General features: G+C 73.0%; 18 protein-coding genes. 11 read left to right on the top strand and 7 right to left on the bottom strand.

Annotated elements, in window-relative coordinates:
* The gene (gene mtrA / locus A1QA_RS0111675) at positions 1 to 681 is read right to left on the bottom strand and encodes an MtrAB system response regulator MtrA (protein ID WP_017179089.1); all 681 of its coding nucleotides are present in this window, start codon (positions 679 to 681) and stop codon (positions 1 to 3) included.
* 190 nt (positions 682 to 871) lie between these two features.
* Between mtrA and A1QA_RS0111670 the strand changes: the two genes are divergently transcribed.
* The 5 genes from A1QA_RS0111670 to A1QA_RS0111650 all read left to right on the top strand — a co-directional run bounded on the left by A1QA_RS0111670 (position 872) and on the right by A1QA_RS0111650 (position 6,433).
* Positions 872 to 2,056 carry a DUF7847 domain-containing protein gene (locus tag A1QA_RS0111670; protein ID WP_017179088.1) on the top strand — a complete coding sequence of 395 codons (1,185 nt, stop codon included), beginning with the start codon at positions 872 to 874 and terminating at the stop codon, positions 2,054 to 2,056.
* A gap of 31 nt (positions 2,057 to 2,087) precedes the next feature.
* The gene (locus tag A1QA_RS0111665) at positions 2,088 to 2,807 is read left to right on the top strand and encodes a DUF4129 domain-containing protein (RefSeq protein ID WP_017179087.1); all 720 of its coding nucleotides are present in this window, start codon (positions 2,088 to 2,090) and stop codon (positions 2,805 to 2,807) included.
* Positions 2,804 to 4,027, top strand: a complete 1,224-nt coding sequence (locus A1QA_RS0111660; protein ID WP_017179086.1) for a DUF4350 domain-containing protein — start codon at positions 2,804 to 2,806, stop codon at positions 4,025 to 4,027. The genes A1QA_RS0111665 and A1QA_RS0111660 overlap by 4 nt, the downstream gene beginning before the upstream one ends.
* Positions 4,024 to 5,067 (top strand): AAA family ATPase, encoded by a 1,044-nt coding sequence (locus tag A1QA_RS0111655; RefSeq protein ID WP_017179085.1) that lies wholly within the window; start codon positions 4,024 to 4,026, stop codon positions 5,065 to 5,067. The genes A1QA_RS0111660 and A1QA_RS0111655 overlap by 4 nt, the downstream gene beginning before the upstream one ends.
* Positions 5,068 to 5,140: 73 nt before the next feature.
* Positions 5,141 to 6,433 (top strand): DUF58 domain-containing protein, encoded by a 1,293-nt coding sequence (locus tag A1QA_RS0111650; protein WP_017179084.1) that lies wholly within the window; start codon positions 5,141 to 5,143, stop codon positions 6,431 to 6,433.
* A gap of 110 nt (positions 6,434 to 6,543) precedes the next feature.
* On the opposite strand, the gene A1QA_RS0111645 is transcribed toward A1QA_RS0111650, so the two are convergent.
* Positions 6,544 to 7,557, bottom strand: coding sequence for a stage II sporulation protein M (locus tag A1QA_RS0111645; protein WP_026048901.1), 1,014 nt, complete (start codon positions 7,555 to 7,557; stop codon positions 6,544 to 6,546).
* A gap of 15 nt (positions 7,558 to 7,572) precedes the next feature.
* Between A1QA_RS0111645 and A1QA_RS0111640 the strand changes: the two genes are divergently transcribed.
* Entirely contained in the window at positions 7,573 to 8,454 is an 882-nt protein-coding gene (locus A1QA_RS0111640) for an RDD family protein (RefSeq protein ID WP_017179082.1), read from the top strand.
* Between the two features lie 93 nt (positions 8,455 to 8,547).
* Here A1QA_RS0111640 and A1QA_RS0111635 read toward each other — a convergent pair whose 3' ends face one another.
* The gene (locus tag A1QA_RS0111635; RefSeq protein ID WP_026048900.1) at positions 8,548 to 8,991 is read right to left on the bottom strand and encodes a DUF3499 domain-containing protein; all 444 of its coding nucleotides are present in this window, start codon (positions 8,989 to 8,991) and stop codon (positions 8,548 to 8,550) included.
* Between the two features lie 199 nt (positions 8,992 to 9,190).
* On the opposite strand from A1QA_RS0111635, the gene A1QA_RS0111630 reads away from it, so the two are divergent.
* A complete protein-coding gene (locus A1QA_RS0111630; protein ID WP_017179080.1) occupies positions 9,191 to 9,547 on the top strand; it encodes a metallopeptidase family protein in 357 nt (118 codons plus the stop codon).
* Between the two features lie 62 nt (positions 9,548 to 9,609).
* On the opposite strand, the gene A1QA_RS0111625 is transcribed toward A1QA_RS0111630, so the two are convergent.
* Genes A1QA_RS0111625 through A1QA_RS0111615 form a run of 3 tightly spaced genes read right to left on the bottom strand, consistent with a single transcriptional unit; the run spans position 9,610 to position 15,379 of the window.
* Entirely contained in the window at positions 9,610 to 11,127 is a 1,518-nt protein-coding gene (locus A1QA_RS0111625) for a DUF5719 family protein (RefSeq protein WP_017179079.1), read from the bottom strand.
* On the bottom strand, positions 11,124 to 15,128 hold the full coding sequence (locus A1QA_RS16715) for a glycosyltransferase (RefSeq protein ID WP_017179078.1): 4,005 nt from the start codon (positions 15,126 to 15,128) through the stop codon (positions 11,124 to 11,126). Before A1QA_RS16715 ends, A1QA_RS0111625 begins: the two co-directional genes overlap by 4 nt.
* Positions 15,125 to 15,379 carry a WhiB family transcriptional regulator gene (locus A1QA_RS0111615; RefSeq protein WP_188640695.1) on the bottom strand — a complete coding sequence of 85 codons (255 nt, stop codon included), beginning with the start codon at positions 15,377 to 15,379 and terminating at the stop codon, positions 15,125 to 15,127. The genes A1QA_RS16715 and A1QA_RS0111615 overlap by 4 nt, the downstream gene beginning before the upstream one ends.
* 271 nt (positions 15,380 to 15,650) lie before the next feature.
* Here A1QA_RS0111615 and A1QA_RS0111610 point away from each other — a divergent pair, with 271 nt between their 5' ends.
* A complete protein-coding gene (locus A1QA_RS0111610; RefSeq protein ID WP_017179076.1) occupies positions 15,651 to 16,385 on the top strand; it encodes a TIGR03089 family protein in 735 nt (244 codons plus the stop codon).
* 20 nt (positions 16,386 to 16,405) lie between these two features.
* On the opposite strand, the gene manA is transcribed toward A1QA_RS0111610, so the two are convergent.
* On the bottom strand, positions 16,406 to 17,599 hold the full coding sequence (manA, locus tag A1QA_RS0111605; RefSeq protein WP_017179075.1) for a mannose-6-phosphate isomerase, class I: 1,194 nt from the start codon (positions 17,597 to 17,599) through the stop codon (positions 16,406 to 16,408).
* Positions 17,600 to 17,668: 69 nt separating this feature from the next.
* On the opposite strand from manA, the gene rfbA reads away from it, so the two are divergent.
* From rfbA to A1QA_RS0111590, 3 genes are all read left to right on the top strand, one after another.
* On the top strand, positions 17,669 to 18,541 hold the full coding sequence (gene rfbA / locus A1QA_RS0111600) for a glucose-1-phosphate thymidylyltransferase RfbA (protein ID WP_017179074.1): 873 nt from the start codon (positions 17,669 to 17,671) through the stop codon (positions 18,539 to 18,541).
* A 108-nt stretch (positions 18,542 to 18,649) separates the two neighbouring features.
* Positions 18,650 to 20,476 carry an NTP transferase domain-containing protein gene (locus A1QA_RS0111595; protein WP_017179073.1) on the top strand — a complete coding sequence of 609 codons (1,827 nt, stop codon included), beginning with the start codon at positions 18,650 to 18,652 and terminating at the stop codon, positions 20,474 to 20,476.
* 1 nt (position 20,477) lies between these two features.
* On the top strand, positions 20,478 to 21,479 hold the full coding sequence (locus tag A1QA_RS0111590) for a DMT family transporter (protein WP_017179072.1): 1,002 nt from the start codon (positions 20,478 to 20,480) through the stop codon (positions 21,477 to 21,479).
* The last annotated feature ends 6 nt before the right edge of the window (positions 21,480 to 21,485 follow it).

The raw sequence follows: 21,485 nt of genomic DNA, 5'->3' as shown, positions 1-21,485 counted from the left end.
TCAGCGGGCGTCGCCAGCGCGGTACCCGACACCGCGGACCGTCAGGACGATGGTCGGATGCTCGGGGTCCTGCTCGATCTTGGCGCGCAGGCGCTGGACGTGCACATTGACGAGGCGGGTGTCCGCGGTGTGGCGGTAGCCCCAGACCTTCTCCAGGAGCTCCTCGCGGGTGAAGACCTTCCAGGGGGTGCGGGCGAGGGCCAGGAGGAGGTCGAACTCCAGAGGGGTGAGCGCGATGCGCTGGTCGCCGCGGCGGACCTCGTGCCCGGCGACGTCGATGTCGAGGTCGCCGGCGCGCACGTGCTCGGCAACCGGGTCGACGCCGCGGCGCAGGCGGGTGCGGATGCGGGCGAGGAGCTCCTTGGAGCGGAAGGGCTTGGTGACGTAGTCATCGGCGCCGGCCTCCAGCCCGGCCACGACATCCATCGTGTCTGTGCGGGCGGTCAGCATGATGATCGGGACATCCGACTCGGCGCGGATGAGGCGGCAGACCTCGACGCCGTCGAGGCCGGGGAGCATGAGGTCGAGAAGCACCAGGTCCGGTGTGTTCTCGCGGAAGGCCTCGAGCGCCCGCGAGCCGTCCGTGCAGAACGACGGCATGCATTCCTCGGCCTCGAGCATGATCCCGATCATCTCGGCCAGGGCGGTGTCGTCGTCCACGACGAGGATACTGGTGCTCATGGGGCGTATCTTGGCACGACCATCCCACCTGGGAACACGCTGACACCCCGACTGATTCCTCCTTGTGATACGCGGGGGCCTCCTGGGCCCTCTGAGCGCCCGGCGCCCGCTTCCCGGCCCGGGGCCGCGCGCGACCGATTCCTCCTCAGGATGGAGGAGAGCGCTCCGCGCCGCGTGACAGCATGGGGCCATGAGCAATGACAGCACTGATTGGCTGCCCCCATCCCAGCCCGAGGTCGAGGGCGACGGGAGCATCGGCGGCGGGGAGCAGGCGGTGCCGTCCGCGCCGTTAGAGGCGGGCGCTCCCGCGCGGCCCGCCTATGGCGCCTATGGGACCCCTCCCGCTGGCCAGGCCGCCCCCGCCGACGGGCTGAACCCCTACAGCGGGCCGAACGACTTCTTCGTGGCCCCCAAGCCGGGCATCATCCCCCTGCGGCCGCTGGGCGTCGGGGACATCATCTCCGGCGCTTTCGAGTCGCTGCGCGCCAATCCGAAGGCGATGTTCATCCCGGCGCTGCTGACCATGACGGTCATTGGCGCGATCAACGCCGCCGCCAGCTATGTCATGTGGGTCTCATCGCTCGACATCCTCCTGACCTCGAGCACAGGCCAGCCGGCCACCCCAGAGGAGCTCAAGGAGCAGATGCCCTCCCTCCTGCTCGGCCTCGCCTCGGAGCTCGGCTCGCTCGTCGTGACCCTGCTGGCCACGACAGTGCTGACAGGGCTGCTCATCATGACAGTCTCCCGCTCCGCACTGGGACGGGTCGTGAGCGCGGGCGAGGTGTGGAGCCGGGTCAAGGGACGGGTATGGGCGCTCATCGGCCAATCGATACTCGTCGGCCTCATCTCCTTCACCACCATCGCGCTCCTCGGGGGCCCGACCGCCGTGGCGCTCGTGGGGATCGTGAACACGACCTCGTCCCTCCCCTCATGGCTGGCAGTGCTCGTCATCCTCTTCGTCATCGCCGTCGCGATCCTCATGATCGCGCTGTCCCTGGTGTTCATGGTCCGTTTCACATGTGCCTCCAGCGCTCTCATCCTCGAGGACATCGGGATCATCGAGTCGCTCAAGCGCTCCTGGGGTCTCAGCCGGGGCTCTTTCTGGCGGGTGCTGGGCACGCTCCTGTTGGCGGGGCTCATCACCGGCACCGCCTTAGGCCTGCTGTCGCTGCCGATCTCCTTCCTGACCTTGACCAGCCCGATCGTCGGGGAGGGGGCGCTCCCGCTCATGGCCGCCATCCAGTCCTTCCTGTCCGCTCTTCTCCAGGCGATCGTCCTCCCGTTCAGCGCCGCGGTCTCCGCCCTGATCTACATCGATCTGCGCATGAGGAACGAGGGCCTCGACGTCGAACTGCGCCGCGCGGCGCAGGCCTGACCCCTGTCAGCGGAGTGATGGCGAAGCTCGCATGATCGCACTGGAGCAGGCGGCCTTCCTCACCGGAGGCCTGTCGGGAGCCGCTGGGGCGAGCGGTCCCCCGGCGACTCCTGACGCCTCGCAGGCGCGCGAGGCGGCCGAGCGCGAGCTCTCGAAGCCCGCCTACGCGGAGAAGACGGACCCGCTGAGCGCCGCCTGGCACTGGATCACGCACCATGTGGATCTTGGCGCCATGATCCCCGGCGTCCCGCCGTGGCTCTCCGCGACGATCGTGCTGCTCGCCCTGACAGTCCTCATCGTCGTCATCGGCGCGATGGCGAGGAGGCTCACGATCGCCAGGATCAGCGGGGATCCCCGCGGCTCGTTGTTCGAGGACGACCGCGACGCCGCGGCCCTGGCGAACGACGCGGACCTCGCCGCCGATCGGGGCGACTTCGCCGCAGCCGTCGTCGACCGCTTCCGGGCGATCATCCGCTCCCTCGACGAGCGGGGCCTCCTCGAGGACTACCCGGGACTGACCGCCCACGAGGCCGCGGGGCTCGCCGCGAGCGCGATACCAGCGCTGGCCACCGACCTTGGTGAGGGCGCTCGTCTGTTCGACGCCCTGCGCTACGGGGACGTGGTGGCGAGCCCCGACGAGGACGCCCGGATGCGCGCCCTGGCCAGAGCTGTCGAATCCCAGGCGGATCACGCGCGGCGCGATGCCCAGGCCCGGCACGCCAAGCGCGCCGCGAACGAGGCGCGCCGATGAGCGTCCCCGGCTCCCGGAACAGGACCGCGGCCCCCATCCCACGCGCCCAGGCCTCGGAAGCGCCTGCGAGCCCCAGCGGCGACCAGGTCGTCGGGGCGACCATCCGCCAGCGCCTGCGCTCCTGGCGGGGAGTGCTCCTCACGCTTCTCGCCCTGCTCGTCCTGGCCATCATCACCCAGTCGCTCAAGCCCACCGAGTCCTCCGTCCCCCTGGCGATCGACAACCCCCACCCCAATGGCGCGCAAGCCCTCGCGACGCTCGTGGAGGACTCGGGCATCGACGTCGATCCGGTCTCCAGCGCGCGCGCCGCCCGCGAGGCCTCGGCCGAGGGGGCGACCGTCGTCCTCATCAACGCGGGCAGGCTCAGCGACGAGGATCGTGAGGCCCTGGCCTCCGGCGGCGGCGACGTCGTCGTGCTCGGCGCCCTCTACAACAGCCTTGACGGGCTCTCGGGCGTGAGCCCCAGCGGCGTCAGCGTGGCCGCCGGAACGTCCCTCAGCGCCCAGTGCGACGACGCCGATGCCCAGGCCGCCCAGACCATCCCGGCCGGGAGGGGATCGGTGAGCCTGAGCGGTGTCGAGGGCGCCACCGGATGCTTCCCGGTCGCCGAGGGCAAGTACGGCTATGCCACCGCCCCGCTTCCCTCGGGCGGCACCCTGCGCGTGCTGGCCTGGCCCGACCCGGCCATGAACTCCCATCTGGCCAGCCAGGGCAACGCGGCCCTGACGATCCGCGCGATCGGCACCACCAAGCGCGTCGTGTGGTACGACGCCGCCAAGGCGTCGAAGCCGAGCATCTGGAACACACCGTCGATGCCCCGCTTCCTGCCGGTCGTCCTGGCGCAGCTGATCATCGCCGCGCTCGCCCTGGCCATTGCGCAGGGGCGCCGCTTCGGGCGCGTCGTCGTCGAGGCCCTGCCCACCGTCGTCCGCTCCACGGAGACCACGATCGGCAGGGGCCGCCTCTACCGGCGGGCCCGCGACCGCGACCGCGCCGCGACCGCCCTGCGGGCCGGGACGGCGCTGCGGCTCGGCAAGCGCCTCGGACTGCCCGAGGGCGCTGGCCGGGGCGAGCTCATCGATGCCCTGTGCCGCGGCGGGCGGCTGCGGCCCGACGACGTCGACCGACTCCTCTACGGCCCCACACCCCCCGACGACCGGTCCCTCGTGGATCTGGCCACCCAACTCGACCGACTCGAGAGCGAGGTCCACTCATCATGAGCACCACTGACGCCGACCAGCCCAGTCAGCCCGACCAGGCAGGCCACTCCCCCACGGCGCCTGCCGCGCCCGGGAGCGCGGCGCGCGCCAGCACCGATCCCCGCTCCCGGCTCGTCGCCCTGCGCTCGGAGATCGGCAAGGCGGTGGTCGGCCAGGACGCCGCGGTCACCGGGCTGGTCATCGCGCTGCTTGCCGATGGGCACGTCCTCCTCGAGGGCGTGCCGGGCGTGGCCAAGACGCTGCTCGTGCGCTCCCTGGCCCAGGCCCTGGAGGTCGACACCAAGCGCGTGCAGTTCACTCCCGATCTCATGCCGGGCGATGTCACCGGCTCCCTCGTCTACGACGCCCGCAGCGCCGAGTTCTCCTTCCGCGCTGGTCCGGTCTTCACCAATCTGCTGCTGGCCGACGAGATCAACCGCACCCCGCCGAAGACCCAGGCCGCCCTCCTGGAGGCGATGGAGGAGCGCCAGGTGAGCGTCGACGGCGAGCCCCGCCCGCTGCCCTCGCCGTTCATGGTCATCGCCACCCAGAACCCCGTCGAGTACGAGGGGACCTATCCCCTGCCCGAGGCGCAGCTCGACCGGTTCCTCCTCAAGCTCGTCCTGCCCCTGCCCGAGCGCGGCCAGGAGGTGGAGGTCCTCAGCCGCCACGCCAGTGGCTTCGATCCCCGTGATCTGGCGAGCGCGGGCCTGGACGCCGTCGCCAGCCCAGCGGATCTCCTCGCCGCCCGCGAGCAGGTACGCACCATCGGCGCCTCCCAGGAGATCCTGGGCTACATCGTCGACCTCGTGCGGGCCACGCGCGACGCCCCCTCGGTCGCCCTGGGTGCGTCCCCTCGTGGCGCGACCGCGCTCCTGGCGGCCGCGCGCGCCTGGGCGTGGTTGTCCGGCAGGGCCTTCATCACGCCTGACGACGTCAAGGCGCTGGCGCTGCCTGTCCTTCGCCATCGCATCGAGCTGCGCGCGGAGGCCGAGCTCGAGGGCGTGACGGCGAAGGCGATCGTCACCGGCGCCCTGCGCTCCGTCGCCGTTCCCCGCTGAGAAACGCCATGCCCGAGCCGGTAACCATTCGCCGATTCCCGCCATCGACAGCACCGTCGAGGGAGGAGCAGCCATGTTCCTAGCGCGGCGCACCGCCGTCGTCCTCGCCCTCGGGGCGCTCCTCGGCCTGCTCTGGCCCAGGCCGGCGACCATCCTGCTCGTCGTCGCGGCGACCGCGCTGGCCGTGGGCGCCGACGTCGCGCTGGCCGCCTCGCCGCGCCGCCTGCGCGTCGCGCGGAGCCTGCCCGGGGCGATCATGCTCGGCGAGACCGCGATCGCCACGCTCACCGTGACCAACACCGGCCCGCGGACCGCGATGGCCGAGGTCCGCGATGCCTGGGCGCCGTCGGCCGGGGCGACCGGGGAGCGCAGCCGGATGACGATCCCGGCAGGGCAGCGGCGCAAGACTCGCACCGCGCTCACGCCCACGCGGCGCGGGGACCGGCAGGCCGACCTCGTCACCGTGCGCCTGCTCGGCCCGCTGGGACTCGCCGGGCGCCAGGCCTCCCTGCTCGCCCCCGCGCGCCTGAGGGTGCTGCCGCCCTTCTCCTCCCGGCGCCATCTGCCCAGCAGGCTGGCGCGCCTGCGCGAATTGGACGGGCGCAGCGCCGTCATGGTGCGCGGCGCGGGAACCGAGTTCGACTCGCTGCGCCAGTACGTCGTCGGCGACGACGTGCGCTCCATCGACTGGCGCTCCACAGCGCGCCGTGGGGAGGTCGTCGTGAGGACCTGGCGGCCCGAGCGGGACCGCCGCGTCCTCATCATCCTGGACACCGGGCGCCGGGCGGCTGCGAGGCTGGGCGACATGCCGCGGCTCGACGCCCAGATGGAGGCCGCGCTGCTCCTGGCGGCACTGGCCTCGCGAGCGGGCGACCGCGTCGACGTCCTCGCGCTCGACAACACCGTGCGCGCCCAGGTGCGGGGCGCGTCCGGCGCCGCGCTCATGAGCTCGCTCGCCGACGCCTTCGCCCCTCTCGAGGCCTCCCTGCTGGAGATGGACTGGTCGCTGCTGGCCTCCACGGTGGCCCAGCAGCTCTCCCAGCGGTCCCTCGTCGTCGTCCTGACCGGGATCGACGGCGCGGGCGCCGATGCGGGCATGCTGCGCGCCACCACCGCGCTGGCCAAGGACCACGCCCTTGTCATCGCCTCCGCCATCGACCCCGGGCTGGGCGAGCTGCGGGCGGAGCGGGGCGACACCGCCTCGGTGTACTCGGCGGCCGCCGCGGAGAGCGATCTTGTGGAGCAGCACGCGGTGCGCGCTCGCCTGGCGCGCGCGGGGGCGGAGGTGGTCCAAGCGGATCCCGCTGGCCTGGCGCCGGCCCTTGCCGACACCTACCTGGCGCTCAAGGCCTGGGGGCGGCTGTGACGGCGGCCATGCCCGTGCGAGTGGCAGGCGTCCCGCCTCGCAGGGCGGGGAGGCCCGGGGAGCGGTCATGCCCTGCGGGCGGCGCGCCCGGCCGCCGCGTCCGCCAGCGCTCAGCCGGCCTCGGGCGCGGTGTAGCCCATCTCGTCCGCGAGCAGGGCGTTGTCGCCGCCGTCTCCGCCGTCGGCGATGACGCGCTCGGCGCGGCGCCCCAGGATGAGGGTGTACGCCCACAGGACCGCCAGGGCGAGAAGCCCCAGGGCCCCTTTGAGCAGCCATGGGATCTCGGCGGCGGTGACGAAGCCCTCGAGGAGGCCCGCGACGGCGAGCGCTCCCGTCAGCCCCACGGCGGCGGTGATGAGCAGCCGCCCATCCTCGGCCAGCGCCCTTCCACGCGAGCGCGGCCCGGGGGCCAGAAGGGTCCAGAAGAGCCTGAGCCCCGCGCCGCCCGCGAAGAACACGCAGGTCAGCTCGAGCAGCCCATGAGGTGTGATGAGCGCGAGGAACTGGCCGAAGCGCTCGTGGTCGGCCATGATGGCGCCGGCCTGGCCGATGCGCATGGCGTTGGCGAGCAGGAAGTAGGCGGGCACGACGCCGGTGATTCCCGCGCCGATGCAGATCGCCACGAGTCGGGCGTTGTTCGTCCATACCAGGGCCGCGAACTCGTGGGAGGCGTAGGTGGAGTAGTAGTCCTCGAAATGCTGGTGGGCGTAGGCGTCCCGTGCGCTGGGCGGCGCGAGGGCGCTCATCGCCTCCGGACTGCGCAGGGTCCACACGCCGACGATGACGGCGATCAGCGTGAACGCCGTCCCCACTGCGATGGTCCACCAGCGCACCCGGTAGAGGGCCAGTGGGATCGTCTCGGTGAGGAAGCGGGTGACATCCCGGCCACGGATCTCCCGGGCACCGGTGATCCGACCCCTCGCATGGGCCACGCGCGCCGACAACTCGGTGAGGAGCTGGGGATCGGGGGCGGACGCCCTCAATCTGGACAGGTGCTGCGCGGTGACCCTGTACAGGATGACGAGCTCATCGGCCTCGGCCCCGCTCAGGCGGCGCCTGTCGACCAGGGCGTCCAGCCTCTCCCACTCATCGCGGTGGGCAGCGGTGAAGGCATCGATATCCACGGTTAGGAGCATGGCATGGCGCAGCAAACAACCGCCTCATCCGAGCGGATGATGGAGGAGGTCCGGATCGTCACGGGCGAGGCGGTGCTCCTCGACGCCGCCCCGGCCTCGGCCGCCGCGCGCATGCTCTCCGGCCTCATCGACTACGGGTTGACGACGATCGGGCTCATCCTGTCGATCATCACGCTCCTGGCCGTCCGACCTGTGAGCACCTCGGGCCCGGACCCACTGGTCATGATCGCGTTCTCCCTCCTCATGCTGGGCTGGATAGTCCTGCTCCCGTTGACGGTGGAGGTGGCCTCGCGCGGCTCTTCCATCGGTCGGTGGGTCATGGGACTGCGGGTGGTGCGGGACGACGGCGGCACTGTGAGTCTGCGGCACTGCCTGGTCCGGGTGCTCGTGGGCGTCGTCGAGATCTACGCCGCCCTGTCGATCCTGGCGATCGCCTCATGCACCGTCACCAGGCGGGGCAAGCGGCTGGGCGATCTGCTCGCTGGGACCTACGTGGTCCGCGATCAGTTGGAGGCGGCGACGGCGCCCCCGATCCTCATGCCGCCCGAGCTGGCGTCCTGGGCCGAGCAGACCGACCTGCGCGCCCTGCCGGGGAACCTGGCACTGGTGGCGCGGACCTTCCTGCAGCGCGCCTCGACGATCGAGCCGCGCTCACGGCAGCGGCTCGGCGCCGAGCTCGCCGAGAGCCTCTCGTCCTGCGTCTCGCCCCCGCCGCCGAAGGGCACGCACCCGGAGAGGTTCCTCGCGGCGGTGCTGGCGGAGCGCCGGGACCGCGAGCTCGCGCTGGCGATGCGCGACCGCCAGGTGGCCGAGGAGACCCGTGCCCAGATGGCGCTCCTGCCCCACGGCGTCGGCGGCCAATCAGGCGCCCCCACCTCCCCATAGCCCCTCCCTATAACCGAGACCGGTCGATATCAGGATCGAGACCGGTGGCGGAACCCGCCTCCGGATATCGACCGGTCTCGGTGGGACGAGGGGTCAGTCCTCTTTCTCGCCGCGCAGGACCCGCAGGTGGCCGCGGCGGGCGATCTCCCCGTCCCCCAGGCCCGTGAGGTGGTCGGGCAGGACGTCGGGATCGTGGGTGAGCGGGGAGGGCATGATGCCTCCCGGCCGCCCCTCGCGCTCAGCCGGACGCGCCGGGGGCCGGGGGGCGCGCGAGGCCTCGCGGACGGCGTCGGCCAGGGCGAGCAGGTCGTCCTCCGACGGCGGCGCGGGGGCGAACTCGGTGGCCAGGCGGATGATCTGCCAGCCCCGGGGGGCGTTGAAGGACTCGACGTGCTTGGCGCACAGGTCGTAGGCCTCGGGCCTCCGCTCCGTGGACAGCGGGCCGATGACGATCGTGGAGTCCGCGTAGACACTGGTCAGCGTCGCGACAGCAGGGTTCTCGCAGCCGGGCCTCCGGCAGCTCCTCACATTCCTCACCAGCGCAGGTTATCGCGCCCGGCCGCCGGGAATCACTCCGGGCGACGGCGGGGCGCGCACGGGAGCCCGTCGGCCCGCCACGTATGGTGGCCGCGTGAGACGCTCCCGCTCCTTCCAGCCCCGAGGCCTCCCGGCGCCGGCCCCACGGTCGGCCAGGCGCCACCGGGACCGCCACGGGCACGGCCTGCGAGGCCCGCTCATGCCCCCCGTGCTGCCGGCCTGGCGGACCCGCGCCGAGCGCTTCGACGCCCTCGTCATCGAGGTCGCCGACGATCTGGCCCGGCGGCATCCCTTCGTCGCGGATGTGCAGTTCGCCGTCGAGGAGGTTCCTCCCTCCGACCCCGCCCCCTGGGAGCCGGGGGTGGTCCTGGGGCGCGGCTTCGCCCCGGAGCCCCGAGCGGGATTGCCTGGGCGGGTGGTGATCTACCGCCGGCCCGTGGTCTCCCGGACCCGCGACATCACCGAGCTGCGCGCTCTCGTGCGCCACGTCGTCGTCGAGCAGGTCTCGACGATGATGGGCCGTCGGCCCGAGGAGATCGATCCGGACTTCTTCTGAGAACCGGCCTCCCGGCCGGGGCGCGCCCCCGACGACGACACGGGGTCGCGGCCCGGGGCGGGTCAGTCGAGGCTGATCCGAGTGGAGGCCCGCGAGGCGGAGTCGGCGATGACCGGTAGGACGGCGATGAGCGGGCCAGCAGCATCCCCGGAGGCCTTGCGGGTGAGCAGCACGGCGGCGCTCAGGCCATCGGGTGCGGCGGCGCTGAGCCGCACGGCGCTCACACCTGCGGGGACCTGAGCCGTCACGCTCGCCCCCGCCGGGATGTCGAGGGTGGTCGACCATGAGCCGTCGGGGCTCGCCAGGGCGACGGTCCTGGCCTCGCCCGCCGTCGAGGAGATGACGAGGCCCGGGGAGACGCCGTCGCGGGGCATGGGGGCGGTCGCCGAGGCCAGCGCCCCGGGCGAGGCGGCCTGGCTCCAGGCGACGTCGTGGACGAGGGAGCCCGAGCCCGCGGGAAACTCGCCGCCGACCCGGACCATCCTGGCGGCCGCGGCCACCGGCGCGTCGGAGGTGACCTGGATGCCGTAGACGCCGGGGTCCACCCCGGTCAGGGTGATGTCGAAGACAGAGCCGGGGTCGATGGTGACGGCCTGCGCGCCGGGCAGCGGGGTCGAGCCATCACTGCCCGAGAGGGCGACGGAGACGGTGGCCGGGGTCTCCCCGGGGTTGACGACGCGCAGGACGGGCTCATCGGAGGAGGACGCCCCGTCGACGGCCTCGGAGCCCTGCTCGGCGGACTTCGCCACGGCGACAGTCGGGATGGTCTGCTCGGTGGCGGGCGCGGCGCCCGGGGTGAGCATCTCGACCCCGGCGGGCGTCTCGCCATCGAGCCCCTCGGTGACGAGGGTGGGGACGACGCTGCCGCCGTCGGACTCGACGGACAGGGCGATCCTGGGGTCGCCCGCCCCGGCCGATTCCAGGAGGACCGAGGAGGTCTTCCCCGGCTCGACGACGACCTCCCCGTTGGAGGGCAGGGAGATCGCCCCGGCCGATCCGTAGAGGCGCACGCGCGCGGTCACGGTGGTGACGCCGGGGTTGGTCAGGCGCAGCTCCGCGGAGGAGCCCAGGGCCGTCGAGCCGCCGACGATCCAGGCCGCGGAACGCGCGGGCGCGCAGGGCGCCGCCGCCAGGCCGCGCAGGTCCCCCGCATCGGTGACCGACGTGACGACGCCCGCTGCCCCGACCATCTGGCCATCACTGGAGGGGGTGGCTGTGAGAATGCCGCCGCCGGAGCCCTGAGCGCCGGTGAGGGTCGTGGGAGAGGACGGCGCCGCATTGAGGGCCTTGCCGCCGTAGGTCAGCGAGGCGGGCGAGCCGACGGGGGTGATGGAGGTCGTCGAGGTGGCCTGCCGCACGTCGATGCCACCGAGGGTGTTGGTGGGGGCGGCGGGGCAGCCGTAGGTCGCGGCCACGGCCGGGGCGTTGATCTCGGCGATGCCGACCGCCTGGGTGGGCGCCGCGGGGGCGGGGCCTGCCCAGGCGGTCAGGGCGACGGCGCCCGCCACGAGGAGAGCCCCGGTTCCCAGGCCGGCGGCGCGTCGAACCGGGTTCGGCCCGAGGCTGGGATGCGGGCTCATGCGAACCTCCTGCGGCGCAGCGGGAGCGCGGCCAGGGCGGTGATGGCCCAGACCGTCATGATGGCGGCGGCGAGGATCCGCGCGTCGAGCGTGGAGTGGGCGAGGGCGAGCTCGCCACCGTGGGCGGGGATGACGAAGGCCTGCTGCCACTGGCCCCGGCCATTGGTCACAGTGGTGGTTTGGAGGCTCTGTCCGTTGAGGGTGGCGCTCCAGCCGGGGTCGGCGCGCTCGGCGAGCACGAGGACGCGATCGCCCCCGGAGGCGGAGTCGGGGATGGTCGTGGTGGTGGCCTGGCCCGCGAAGGGGACGGCGGACGCGCTCGGGCCGTCTCCGCTGGCGGTCTCGGTCAGGACGGCGCGCGCCGACTGGGCAGCGTCGCCGGGGCTGACCCGCCAGGCGACGCCGGCGTCCGTGCGCGCGAGCTGTTCCAGGCCGGGGGTGGAGGCCAGTCCCGCGCGCGCGGTGGCGGTGGTCTCGTCGCCCTGCCTCGTCGTCAGCAGGACAACGCCGATGCCGTGGGCGGCGAGCTCGTCGGCGGCGGTCTCGCCCTGCCCCGCGACGGCGTCGGCGATGGCGGCGGCCAGGGAGGAATCAGCGGCATCCGTGAGGTCCACGGGCTCACCGGCGGTGGGGGCGGCCGAGAGCGCCTGGCCGGAGCGGGACTGAAGGCGCGCGCCGGTGGGCCCGGGCAGCGCGTCGGTGAGCATGAGGCCGTCACCGCGCCAGAGGGACGCGGTGAGGGCTGATCCGTCCCCGGTGCCCGACGAGTCCAGGACGAGGACGCGGCTGGCCTCGGGGGCGCGCTGGAGCTCGCGCGCGATGAGCGGGATCTGCTGCGTCGCGGGCCGCAGCGCCATGAGCGGGGCGCCCGGGTTGGTGGCCCGCGCCTGGCCGGGGACGCGGTCGCCATGCGCGACGGCGAGGGCCCATCCCCCGCCGAGCAGGAGGGGCAGGGCGAGGACGAGGGCGGAGGCCACCGGGGCGGCGATCTGGAACCAGCCGCGAGAGCGCTGGACCAGCGCGGCGCGAGCGGCATCGGCTCCGGCGAGGCCCGCGGCGAGCATCCCGGCCAGGGCGAGGCTCTGCGCGGCGCCGGGCCAGCCGGCCACGGTCATGCGGGCGCCGCTGGGCGCGAGGCCGGTGCCGACGATGGTCCCGGTGGTGACGACGGCGAGGGCGAGGGCGCCGAGCGCCACGAGGACGCCCGCGCGGGCCTTCCCACCCCGTCGCCCGGAGGCCAGAAGGCCTGCGAGGGCGAGGATGGGGACGAGCGCGAGGAGGAGGCGGACGGCCAGGAGCGCGTGCGCGCCGGGGATGAGCGAGGCCAGGTCGATGGGCGAGCCGAGGAGGAGGTCCGTACGGCCGGGCGCCGGGGCGACGACGGGCGCGCCGGGATCGGTGACCAGGAGCCGGAGGGCCGAGGCGCCGTCGCCCGCCTCGCGCAGGCGCCAGGCGCGCCACCACACTGGCGCCGGGGTGATGGCGGCGGGGATGAGGGTGAGCAGGAGGCGGCGCGCGCCGCCGGAGGCCTGGCGGGGGCCGAACGCCCGCTGGAGCGCCTTGACGGCGATGAGCAGGAGGAGCGCCGGGACGATGACGGCCGCTGTCGCGGGCACGGCGGCAGTGATGGCGGCCAGGAGCAGGCCGGCAACGGCGGCGGCCGTCGGCGAGCCGGGGCCGTAGTGCTCGACGGCGGCCGTGGCCCGTGCCGCGGCGGCGGCCCGCCGGATCCTGGCGGCGAGCCGCTCGGACAGGGGCTGCCTCGGCGGGGCGTCGACGGAGGGCTCGTCGCCGGCGCCATCGGCGCCGCCCTCCTCCGGCACGGTCTCGTCTGCACCAGCGCTCTCGGCGTCCTCGGCGCCGTCCGCGCCCTCAGCGGGCTCTCGCTCGCCGTCGACAGCGTCGGCGGGCGCCTCCGCGCGGGAGTCATCCGTCCGCGGGCGGGAAGCGTCGGAGGCCTCGAACTCGTCGGGCTCTCCGGGCTCACCGGATTCTCCATGCTCGCCGAGCTCCCCCAGCTCCTCGATACGGGCGGTGCTGATCCCCTCGGCCTGGGCGAGCTCGTCGTCGGAGATGAGGTGGGCGCCCACAAGGCCGGAGAGCACGCGATCACGGCGGTCGGCGCCGACGGCGCGCGCGAGCGCCACGAGCGCCCAGGGCAGGAGGAGGTGGACGATCAGCGAGGCCAGGCGCCCCTGCCCGACGGCGAGGAGCAGGCTGGGCGCGGCGGCCCAGGTGAGGGCGGCCCAGGCGCGCAGGGCGATGCGGCGGGTGACCGTGCCCGCGGCGAACCAGGCGCCGGCGGCGGCCAGCGGCAGCGAGACGAGCAGGAGGAGGTGGACGAGAACGTCCCCGCTGATCCCCACTGCGCCCGCCAGCGCCATCGGCAGCGAGAGCACGGCGAGGAAGGGCGTCATCGCGGTGGGATAGCCGTCGGCCGAGTCGGCCCAGGTGCTCCACGCCGAGTCCCACAGCGCCCGCCAGCCCTCCCCGAGTGAGGCGAGCGCCCCGCCCATGACGGAGCGGGCGGTGAGCACGTCGCTCAGGGCCGCCAGGCCGCAGACGGCGGACAGGACGAGGACGATGCCCAGGGTCCGACGACGGCGGGTGGCCAGTGCCGCGAGCTCGCGCAGTTCCAGTTCGCTGGGCGCGGCGGCGCGGGCGATGCGCTGGCGCTCCTGGCGGTCCCGGTCCCTCCTGGCCGCGCGGATCTCAGCGGGGTCGAGGTAGAGCTGGGCGAGCACGCTGCGCGGAACGGCGGTGAAGGAGGCCAGGCGCCGCCTGCCGCGGCGGATGCGGGCGGGCCGGGAGGCGACGGTGAGGGCGGCGGCCAGCTCGTCGCTCGCCAGGCCCGGGTCCTTGGTGAGCAGGCGCCAGGCCGCCCGCCCGAGGGCGAGGAGAATGATCCAGGCGAGAAGGGGCGTCAGGGGCCTGGTGGAGATCGTGGCCCAGGCGGCGAGCTGGGCCGTGCGGCGGGCACGGAAGGAGCGGTCGAGATCCGCCAGGTCCTCCGTGGCCGCGGGGCTCGGGGCCCCGGCGGCATCGGGAGCGTCGGCGCCCTCTCCCGGGGCGCTCTCCTCCGGGGCGCCCGCGCCACCAGACACGTCGGCACTGGCGGGGACAGGGGCAGCCCCCTTGGCGCCGCGCAGGCCGAGGTAGGTGGCGCGGCGGTGGCGGATGACCGCGTTGGGGACGACGACGACCCTGTGCCCGGCAAGGCGCAGGGCGTGGGAGAGCTCGAGGCCCTCGGCGAGCATGGGCATATCGGAGGAGGTGCCGCCGACCTCCTCCCAGGCCTGGCGGGAGATGAGCGCGCCCGCGGTGCCGACGGCGAGCACGTCGCTGCGGTCGTCGTGCTGCCCCTGGTCGATCTCGCCGGAGACGATGTCGTTGGCGCGGCGGGCCGAGCCGGTGGCCCGCAGTCCGACCTCGAGGAGGAGGTCGGGATTGTCCCAGTCCACCTGCTTGGGACCGGCCAGGGCGATCGAGCGGGCCGTGGTGACGGCCTGGAGGAGCTCGGCCAGGCAGCCGGGCTCAGGAGCGGAGTCGTCGTGGAGGAGCCAGAACCACTGGGCGTCGGAGGGGTCGAGGTCGAGGCTGAGGAGCGGGCGGCCCTCGTCCTCCTCACTGGTCTCCGGGCGGGGCCGGGCGGCGGCCCGCTCCTGGGCGAGTGCGAGGCCCCGGGCAACGGCGCCGCCGAGGGTGGGAGCGGCGGGCGCCCGCAGGATGCGCACGGCGGTGACGAGGTCGAGGCCAGAGGCCTCCACGGCCTCCTCGACAGGGGTGCCGTCCCCCAGGCCGTTGGCGCGCGAGGCGACGTCGACGATGAGAACGGCGGCAGGGAGGGCGCTCTGCGCCGCGAGCGCGGCAAGGGCGCGGGGCAGGAAGGCAGTGACCCCCGCGGTCACAACGACGGCGAGGGTCTCATCCTGCGCGCGACCAGCACCCGCGCCGAGTGCGCTCTCGGCGCCGGAGGGGGCTGCGGGGGCGGGCGAGGTCATACGGCCCGGCGCTTGAGCTTGCGGCGCTCCCGCTCCGACAGGCCACCCCAGATGCCGAAGCGCTCGTCATTGGCCAGGGCGTACTCGAGGCACTCCTCGCGGACCTCGCAGCTGGCGCACACGCGCTTGGCCTCGCGGGTGGAACCACCCTTCTCCGGGAAGAAGGCCTCGGGATCGGTCTGGGCGCACAGGGCGCGCTCCTGCCACGGCAGCGGGCCAGACTCGTCCCCACCCCCGAAGAGAAGGATGATCGCTGCGTCGTCAGCATCATCGGACAGCGCCAGAGGCCCGTCGCCGAGGATGTTCCACACGATGGCTTCCCTTCGGAGAGGTTCAAGTGGTGAAACCAAACTACACGCCTGTAAGACCAGGGATCAAGCCAAGAAAGGCCACATGATCTGCTGAGACCGAGTTGAGACGCTGCGCTCAGGCCCGCAGATCACCCGCTGTTCTGCGGAAATCTCGTCTCTCACACCCCTTGGGGGATCCTCCGAAGCGGCCCGACTCTGATTGAATCTAACTATGAACGATTCCCTCTCCCCGCTCCTCCCGACCGCCGCCGACGGCGACCGCCCCTGGCTGATCTGGTACGCGCCCGGCGAGCGCATCGAGCTGACGGGGCGCGTGCTGGCGATGTGGGCGTCGAAGACCGCGGCCTTCCTCGACGCCGAGGCGGGCCCCGCGCCCCTCGTCCACTGCGCGCTGACACCCCACTGGCGATCGGTGGCCTGGTGGCTCGGCGCCTGGCAGGCCGGCGGCGGCATTCTCGACGGCGGCGCCCCGGGGGCCGACATCGAGATCGAGCCCGCCGTCAGCGTCGCCTTCAGCCAGGACCAGCTCCGCCCCGACGCCGCCGTCCAGGCGCTCGTGGCCCGGGCCTCGCTCGCCCTGCGCTGGCCGGACGAGCTTCCCCCACTGGTGAGCGACGGCGTGGCCGATCTCATGGCGCACCCCGATTCCTTCCCCGCGCTCCCAGCGGCCCCCGGTGTCCCCGCGCTCATCGAGGCCGCGGACTCACCCGGCGCCGAGCGCTCCCTCGACCGCGACGCGCTGCTCGCCTCCCTGCCGGGCGGAGCGGGCTCGGCGGGCGCCCCCGCCGGGGCTCCCGGCGCGGTCCTCGTCCGCCAGGCGACGACGCCGGCCGCCATGCGCGCGATCCTGGCCGCTTGGCGCGATGGGCGCGCCGCCGTGCTCCTCGCGCCGGGCGCGGACGATTCCCTCGCGGCCTCGGCGGCCCGCCAGGAGGGGGCCGCCTGAGCGCGGGGCTCGTCAGGGGCTCAGGGCACGTCCGCCTGGACGACGCTCCCGCTCCCCTCGACGGTGAGCGCGCGCTCGTCCGCGCCGACGAACAGGGCCTGTCCGCGCCCAAGGCGCTCGCGCCCAGCCGTCGTCGAGACCTCGACCTCGCCGTCGATGGCGAGCAGGATGCGGGGGCCGCGCCCGGGCACGCCCACGGCGCCATCGGCCCGCGACACGTCGGTGACGAGCAGCTCGAAGTCATCGACGGGCGCGTAGTAGGCGCGGGTGGCCCGCGAGAGGTACTCGGGGGCGGGGCGCACCGGAGGCGCGGCCACATAGTCGACGCAGGCGAGCATCTCCGGGATGTCGATGTGCTTGGGGGTGAGCCCAGCCCGCAGGACATTGTCGGAGGAGGCCATGATCTCGACGCCGAGCCCGCCGATGTAGGCGTGGACGGAGCCCGCGGGGACGAAGAGGGCCTCCCCCGCGCGCAGGGTCACCGGGTTGAGCAGGAGGGCGGCGGCGATCCCGGGGTCGCCCGGGAAGGCGCGCGCCATCTCCACCGCGTTGGCGTCGGCACGCCGCGACGGAGAGGCCCCAGAGGCGAGGCGGGCCGCGAGCTCGTCGACGAGCTCGTCGATCTCCTCGCCGCTGGGGCGGCTGTCCACGGAGACGATGTCGGTGAAGACCTGGCGGATGCCGAAGCGGCCGGGGGCCAGGCGCAGGGTCCGGCGCATGCGGCGCGCCAATGGCGAGGAGAGCCCGGCGAGGACCTCGGCCACGCGGCGGGGCGCCCGGAAGCCCGCGACCGCCTCGAAGTCGGTCAGGGCCAGAACCATCTCGGGCTTGTGATTGCGGTCCTTGTAGTTGCGCACGGGGCTGGCCAGGTCGATCCCGGCCCGCTCCTCGGCCTCGTAGCCCTCGACGGCCTGCCCGATGGAGGGGTGGACCTGGAGGGACAGGGCCCGCGCGGGGGCGATGATCTTGAGGAGGAAGGGCAGCTGGGGCCCGAAGCACAGCATGACGTCCTCGCCGAGGAGCCGGGCGGGCTCAGCGGCGATGCGCTCGGCCAGAGTGGCGCCCCCATCGCCGACGGCGGTGGGGCCGAGGGGATGGGCGCCGAGCCACTGCTCGGCCCAGGGCTCCCCGTCGGGACTCTCGCCCAACAGCTCGGGGATCGCGGAGCAGTGCCCCCAGTCGTACCTCTGCCGGAAGCCGTGGAGTCTCTCCATGGGCACACCGTAGCGGCCGCACCGGCGGTTTTCATGCATGAGGATGCGGGATGGTACACACTGGGCCCTATGCGAGGCATCATCCTGGCCGGCGGATCCGGCACACGACTCAACCCGATCACCCTGGGCACCTCCAAGCAGCTGGTGCCGGTCTACGACAAGCCGATGATCTATTACCCGCTGTCCACCCTCATGCTGGCGGGCATCCAGGACGTCCTGGTCATCACCACCCCGCACGACGCCCCCAGCTTCCACCGACTGCTCGGCGACGGCTCGCAGCTCGGCGTCAACCTGTCCTACGCGGTCCAGGAGGTCCCCAACGGCCTGGCGCAGGCCTTCGTGCTCGGCGCGGACTTCATCGGATCCGAGAGCGCCGCCCTCGTCCTGGGCGACAACATCTTCTACGGCCCCGGCATGGGCACCCAGCTGCGCCGCCACACGAGCCCCGACGGCGGCGTCGTCTACGCCTACCAGGTGGCCGACCCCACCGCCTACGGCGTCGTCGAGTTCGACGAGGGCTTCAAGGCCGTCTCCATCGAGGAGAAGCCCGCCCACCCCAAGTCCGACTACGCGGTGCCGGGCCTGTACTTCTACGACAACGACGTCGTGGCGATCGCCCGCGACCTCAAACCCTCGGCCCGCGGCGAGTACGAGATCACTGACGTCAACCGCGCCTACCTGGAGGCCGGGCGCCTGACCGTGGAGGTCCTCCCCCGCGGCACCGCCTGGCTGGACACCGGCACCTTCGACTCCCTCGCGGACGCCACCGCCTTCATCCGCACGATCCAGCACCGCCAGGGCCTCAACATCGGCTGCCCCGAGGAGATCGCCTGGCGCATGGGCTTCATCGACGACGACGGCCTGCGCCAGCGCGCCGAGCCGCTCGTCAAGTCCGGCTACGGCCAGTACCTCCTCGACCTCCTGGCCCGCGAGCGCCGCTGAGGACTGCCGACGAGACGAAGGCAACACGGCCCCCTGTTCATATTCCGACCAAACGAGACTAATCTCGAACGCGAGAACGTCCCGCTCGATCCCGAACAGGAGGCCGCCATGCCCGGCGCGCTCACCCAGCCACAGTTCGATGTCCTCACCGCGCTCCTGCGCGCGGATGCGGCCCTGACCCAGAGACAGATCCAAGAGTCCACGGGAATGTCCCTGGGCAGTGTCAACGCGGCCGTGCGCGAGTGCGAGGCCGCTGGCTACATCGCCGAGCGCGCCCTGACGGAGGCCGGGCGGGCGGCCCTCGAGCCCTACCGGGTCGACAACGCGATCATCCTGGCGGCGGGACTGTCCAGCCGCTTCGCCCCGATCTCCTACGAGCGCCCCAAGGGCATCCTCAGGGTGCGCGGCGAGGTCCTCGTCGAGCGGCAGATCCGCCAGCTCCAGGAGGCCGGGATCACCGACATCACGATCGTCGTCGGCTACAAGAAGGAGTACTTCTTCTCCCTGGCCGAGCGCTACGGGGTGCGGATCGTCGTCAACAAGGAGTACGCGACCCGCAACAACAATGGCTCCCTGTGGGTGGTCAAGGAGGAGCTGGCCAACACCTACATCTGCTCCTCGGACGACTACTTCACGGCCAACCCCTTCGAGTCGCACGTCTACCAGGCCTACTACTCGGCCACCTACGTGGACGGCCCCACGGACGAGTGGTGCCTGACCACCGGCGCGGGCGGGCGGATCACCGGGGCGACTGTCGGAGGGGCGGACGCCTGGACGATGCTCGGCCACGTCTACTTCGACCGTGCCTTCTCCACCGCCTTCCGGGCGATCCTGGAGTCCGTCTACGACCTGCCCGAGACCGCCCCCAAACTGTGGGAGGACATCTACCTCGATCACATCAAGAACCTCGACATGGTGATCCGGAAGTACCCCGACGGCGTCATCCACGAGTTCGACTCCATCGACGAGCTGCGCTCCTTCGACCCCGCCTTCATGGAGAACCTCGACTCGGAGGTCTTCGAGAACATCTCGGCGACGCTCGGCTGCGAGCGCGGCAAGATCGGCGCCTTCTACCCCCTCAAGCAGGGCATCACGAACCTGTCCTGCCACTTCTCGGTGGGCGACGACGAGTACGTCTACCGCCACCCCGGCGCTGGCACGAACAAGCTCATCGACCGCCGCGCGGAGATCGAGGCCCTCCGCCTGGCCGGGGATCTCGGCCTGGACTCCACCTTCCTGGCAGGGGACCCGGAGCAGGGCTGGAAGATCTCGCGCTACATCCCCGACTGCCGCAACCTCGACGTCTCCATTCCCACCGAGCTGGAGCAGGCCATGCGCATGGACCGCGCCCTGCACGATTCGGGCAGCCAGCTCACGCGCAGCTTCGACTTCGTGGCCGAAGGGCTGCGCTACGAGTCCCTCCTGGCGGCCAGGGGCCCCATCGATATCCCGGGCTACGACGAGCTGCGCGCCAAGGTGCTGCGCCTCAAGGAGTTCGCCGATGCCGATGGCTTCGGGCTGGCCCCCAGCCACAACGACTTCTTCCCGCTGAACTTCCTCGTGGACGCCTCCGGGGAGCTCTCCCTCATCGACTGGGAGTACGCCGGCATGTCCGACGTCGCCGCGGACTTCGGCACGATGGTGGTCTGCGCGCAGCTGGGCGCCGAGCGCGCCGAGGACGCCCTGGGCTACTACTTCGGCCGCACGCCCACCCCCGTCGAGCGGCGCCACTTCTGGTCCTACGTCACCTTCGCCGGTTGGTGCTGGTACGTGTGGTCCCTGGTCAAGGAGGCCGAGGGCGACGACGTCGGCGAGTGGTTCCTCATCTACTACCGCCACGCCGTCGACTACGTCGACGCGCTCCTGGCCTCCTACGAGTCCGGCGAGGACCTCATGAGCGCCCCGGCGGCCCTGAGCACGAGGAGGAGCGCCTGATATGCGTTACGGAGTCATCAGCGGGGCCACCTGGGGCCTCGACACCGTCATCCTGGCCATGGCCGTCGCCCTGGCACCCTTCGTCGGAGCCGGGCAGGCCCCCATCGCCAGCGCGCTCATCCACGACGTCATCTCCGCGCTGTTCCTCGTGGTCTACATGGGGGCGCGCGGCCGGCTGGGGCACACGCTCGCGGCGATGCGCACCCGCTCCGGGAGGGTAGTCGTGCTGGCCGCCCTGCTGGGCGGGCCGGTCGGCATGAGCGGCTACCTCATCGCCATCAACAACATCGGGCCCTCCTACACGGCGATCATCTCCACCTTCTACCCGGCCCTGGGCACGCTGCTCGCCTTCCTCATCCTCGGCGAGCGCATGAGGCCGCGCCAGATCGTGGCCCTCCTCGTGGCACTGACGGCGATCATCGCCATCGGCTGGTCCTCCTCGGCCGAATCCGGCGACGGCAACGCGATTTTCGGCATCATCGCGGCTCTGGCCTGCGTCTTCGGATGGGGCTCCGAGGCCGTCATCCTCACCTGGGGGATGCGCGACGACTCCGTGGACAACGAGACCGCGCTGCAGATCCGCCAGACGACCTCGGGCCTGACCTACCTGATCGTGGTGGCGCCGATCGCGGGGGCCCTCGGGTTCTCCGCGCGCGCCGCCCTCACGCCCGCCACCGGCGTCATCGCCCTGGCGGCGATCGCCGGCACCACCTCCTACCTCTTCTACTACAAGGCCCTGGGGACGATCGGCGCCTCGAGGGGCATGGCCCTCAACATCTCCTACTCCGCTTGGGCGGTCATCTTCGCCCTCGTCCTGCAGGGGACCATCCCCACGCCTTTGCAGGTCGTGTGCTGCGTCGTCATCCTCGTGGGGACGGTCCTGGCGGCCACCGCCGAGTGGTCCGACCTGCGGCTGACCCGCCGGCCCGCCAGCGCGCCGGCCAGCCCGGCACAGACGGCCCCGGCCGGGGCCGCGACCGTGAGTACCGAACCACTGCCCTGAGAGGGC

The organism is Actinomyces timonensis DSM 23838 (assembly GCF_000295095.1).
GTDB classification, from domain to species: Bacteria; Actinomycetota; Actinomycetes; order Actinomycetales; family Actinomycetaceae; genus Actinomyces; species Actinomyces timonensis.
Note: the sequence above shows the minus strand (reverse complement) of the source record. Positions and strands in the feature narration are given on the sequence as shown.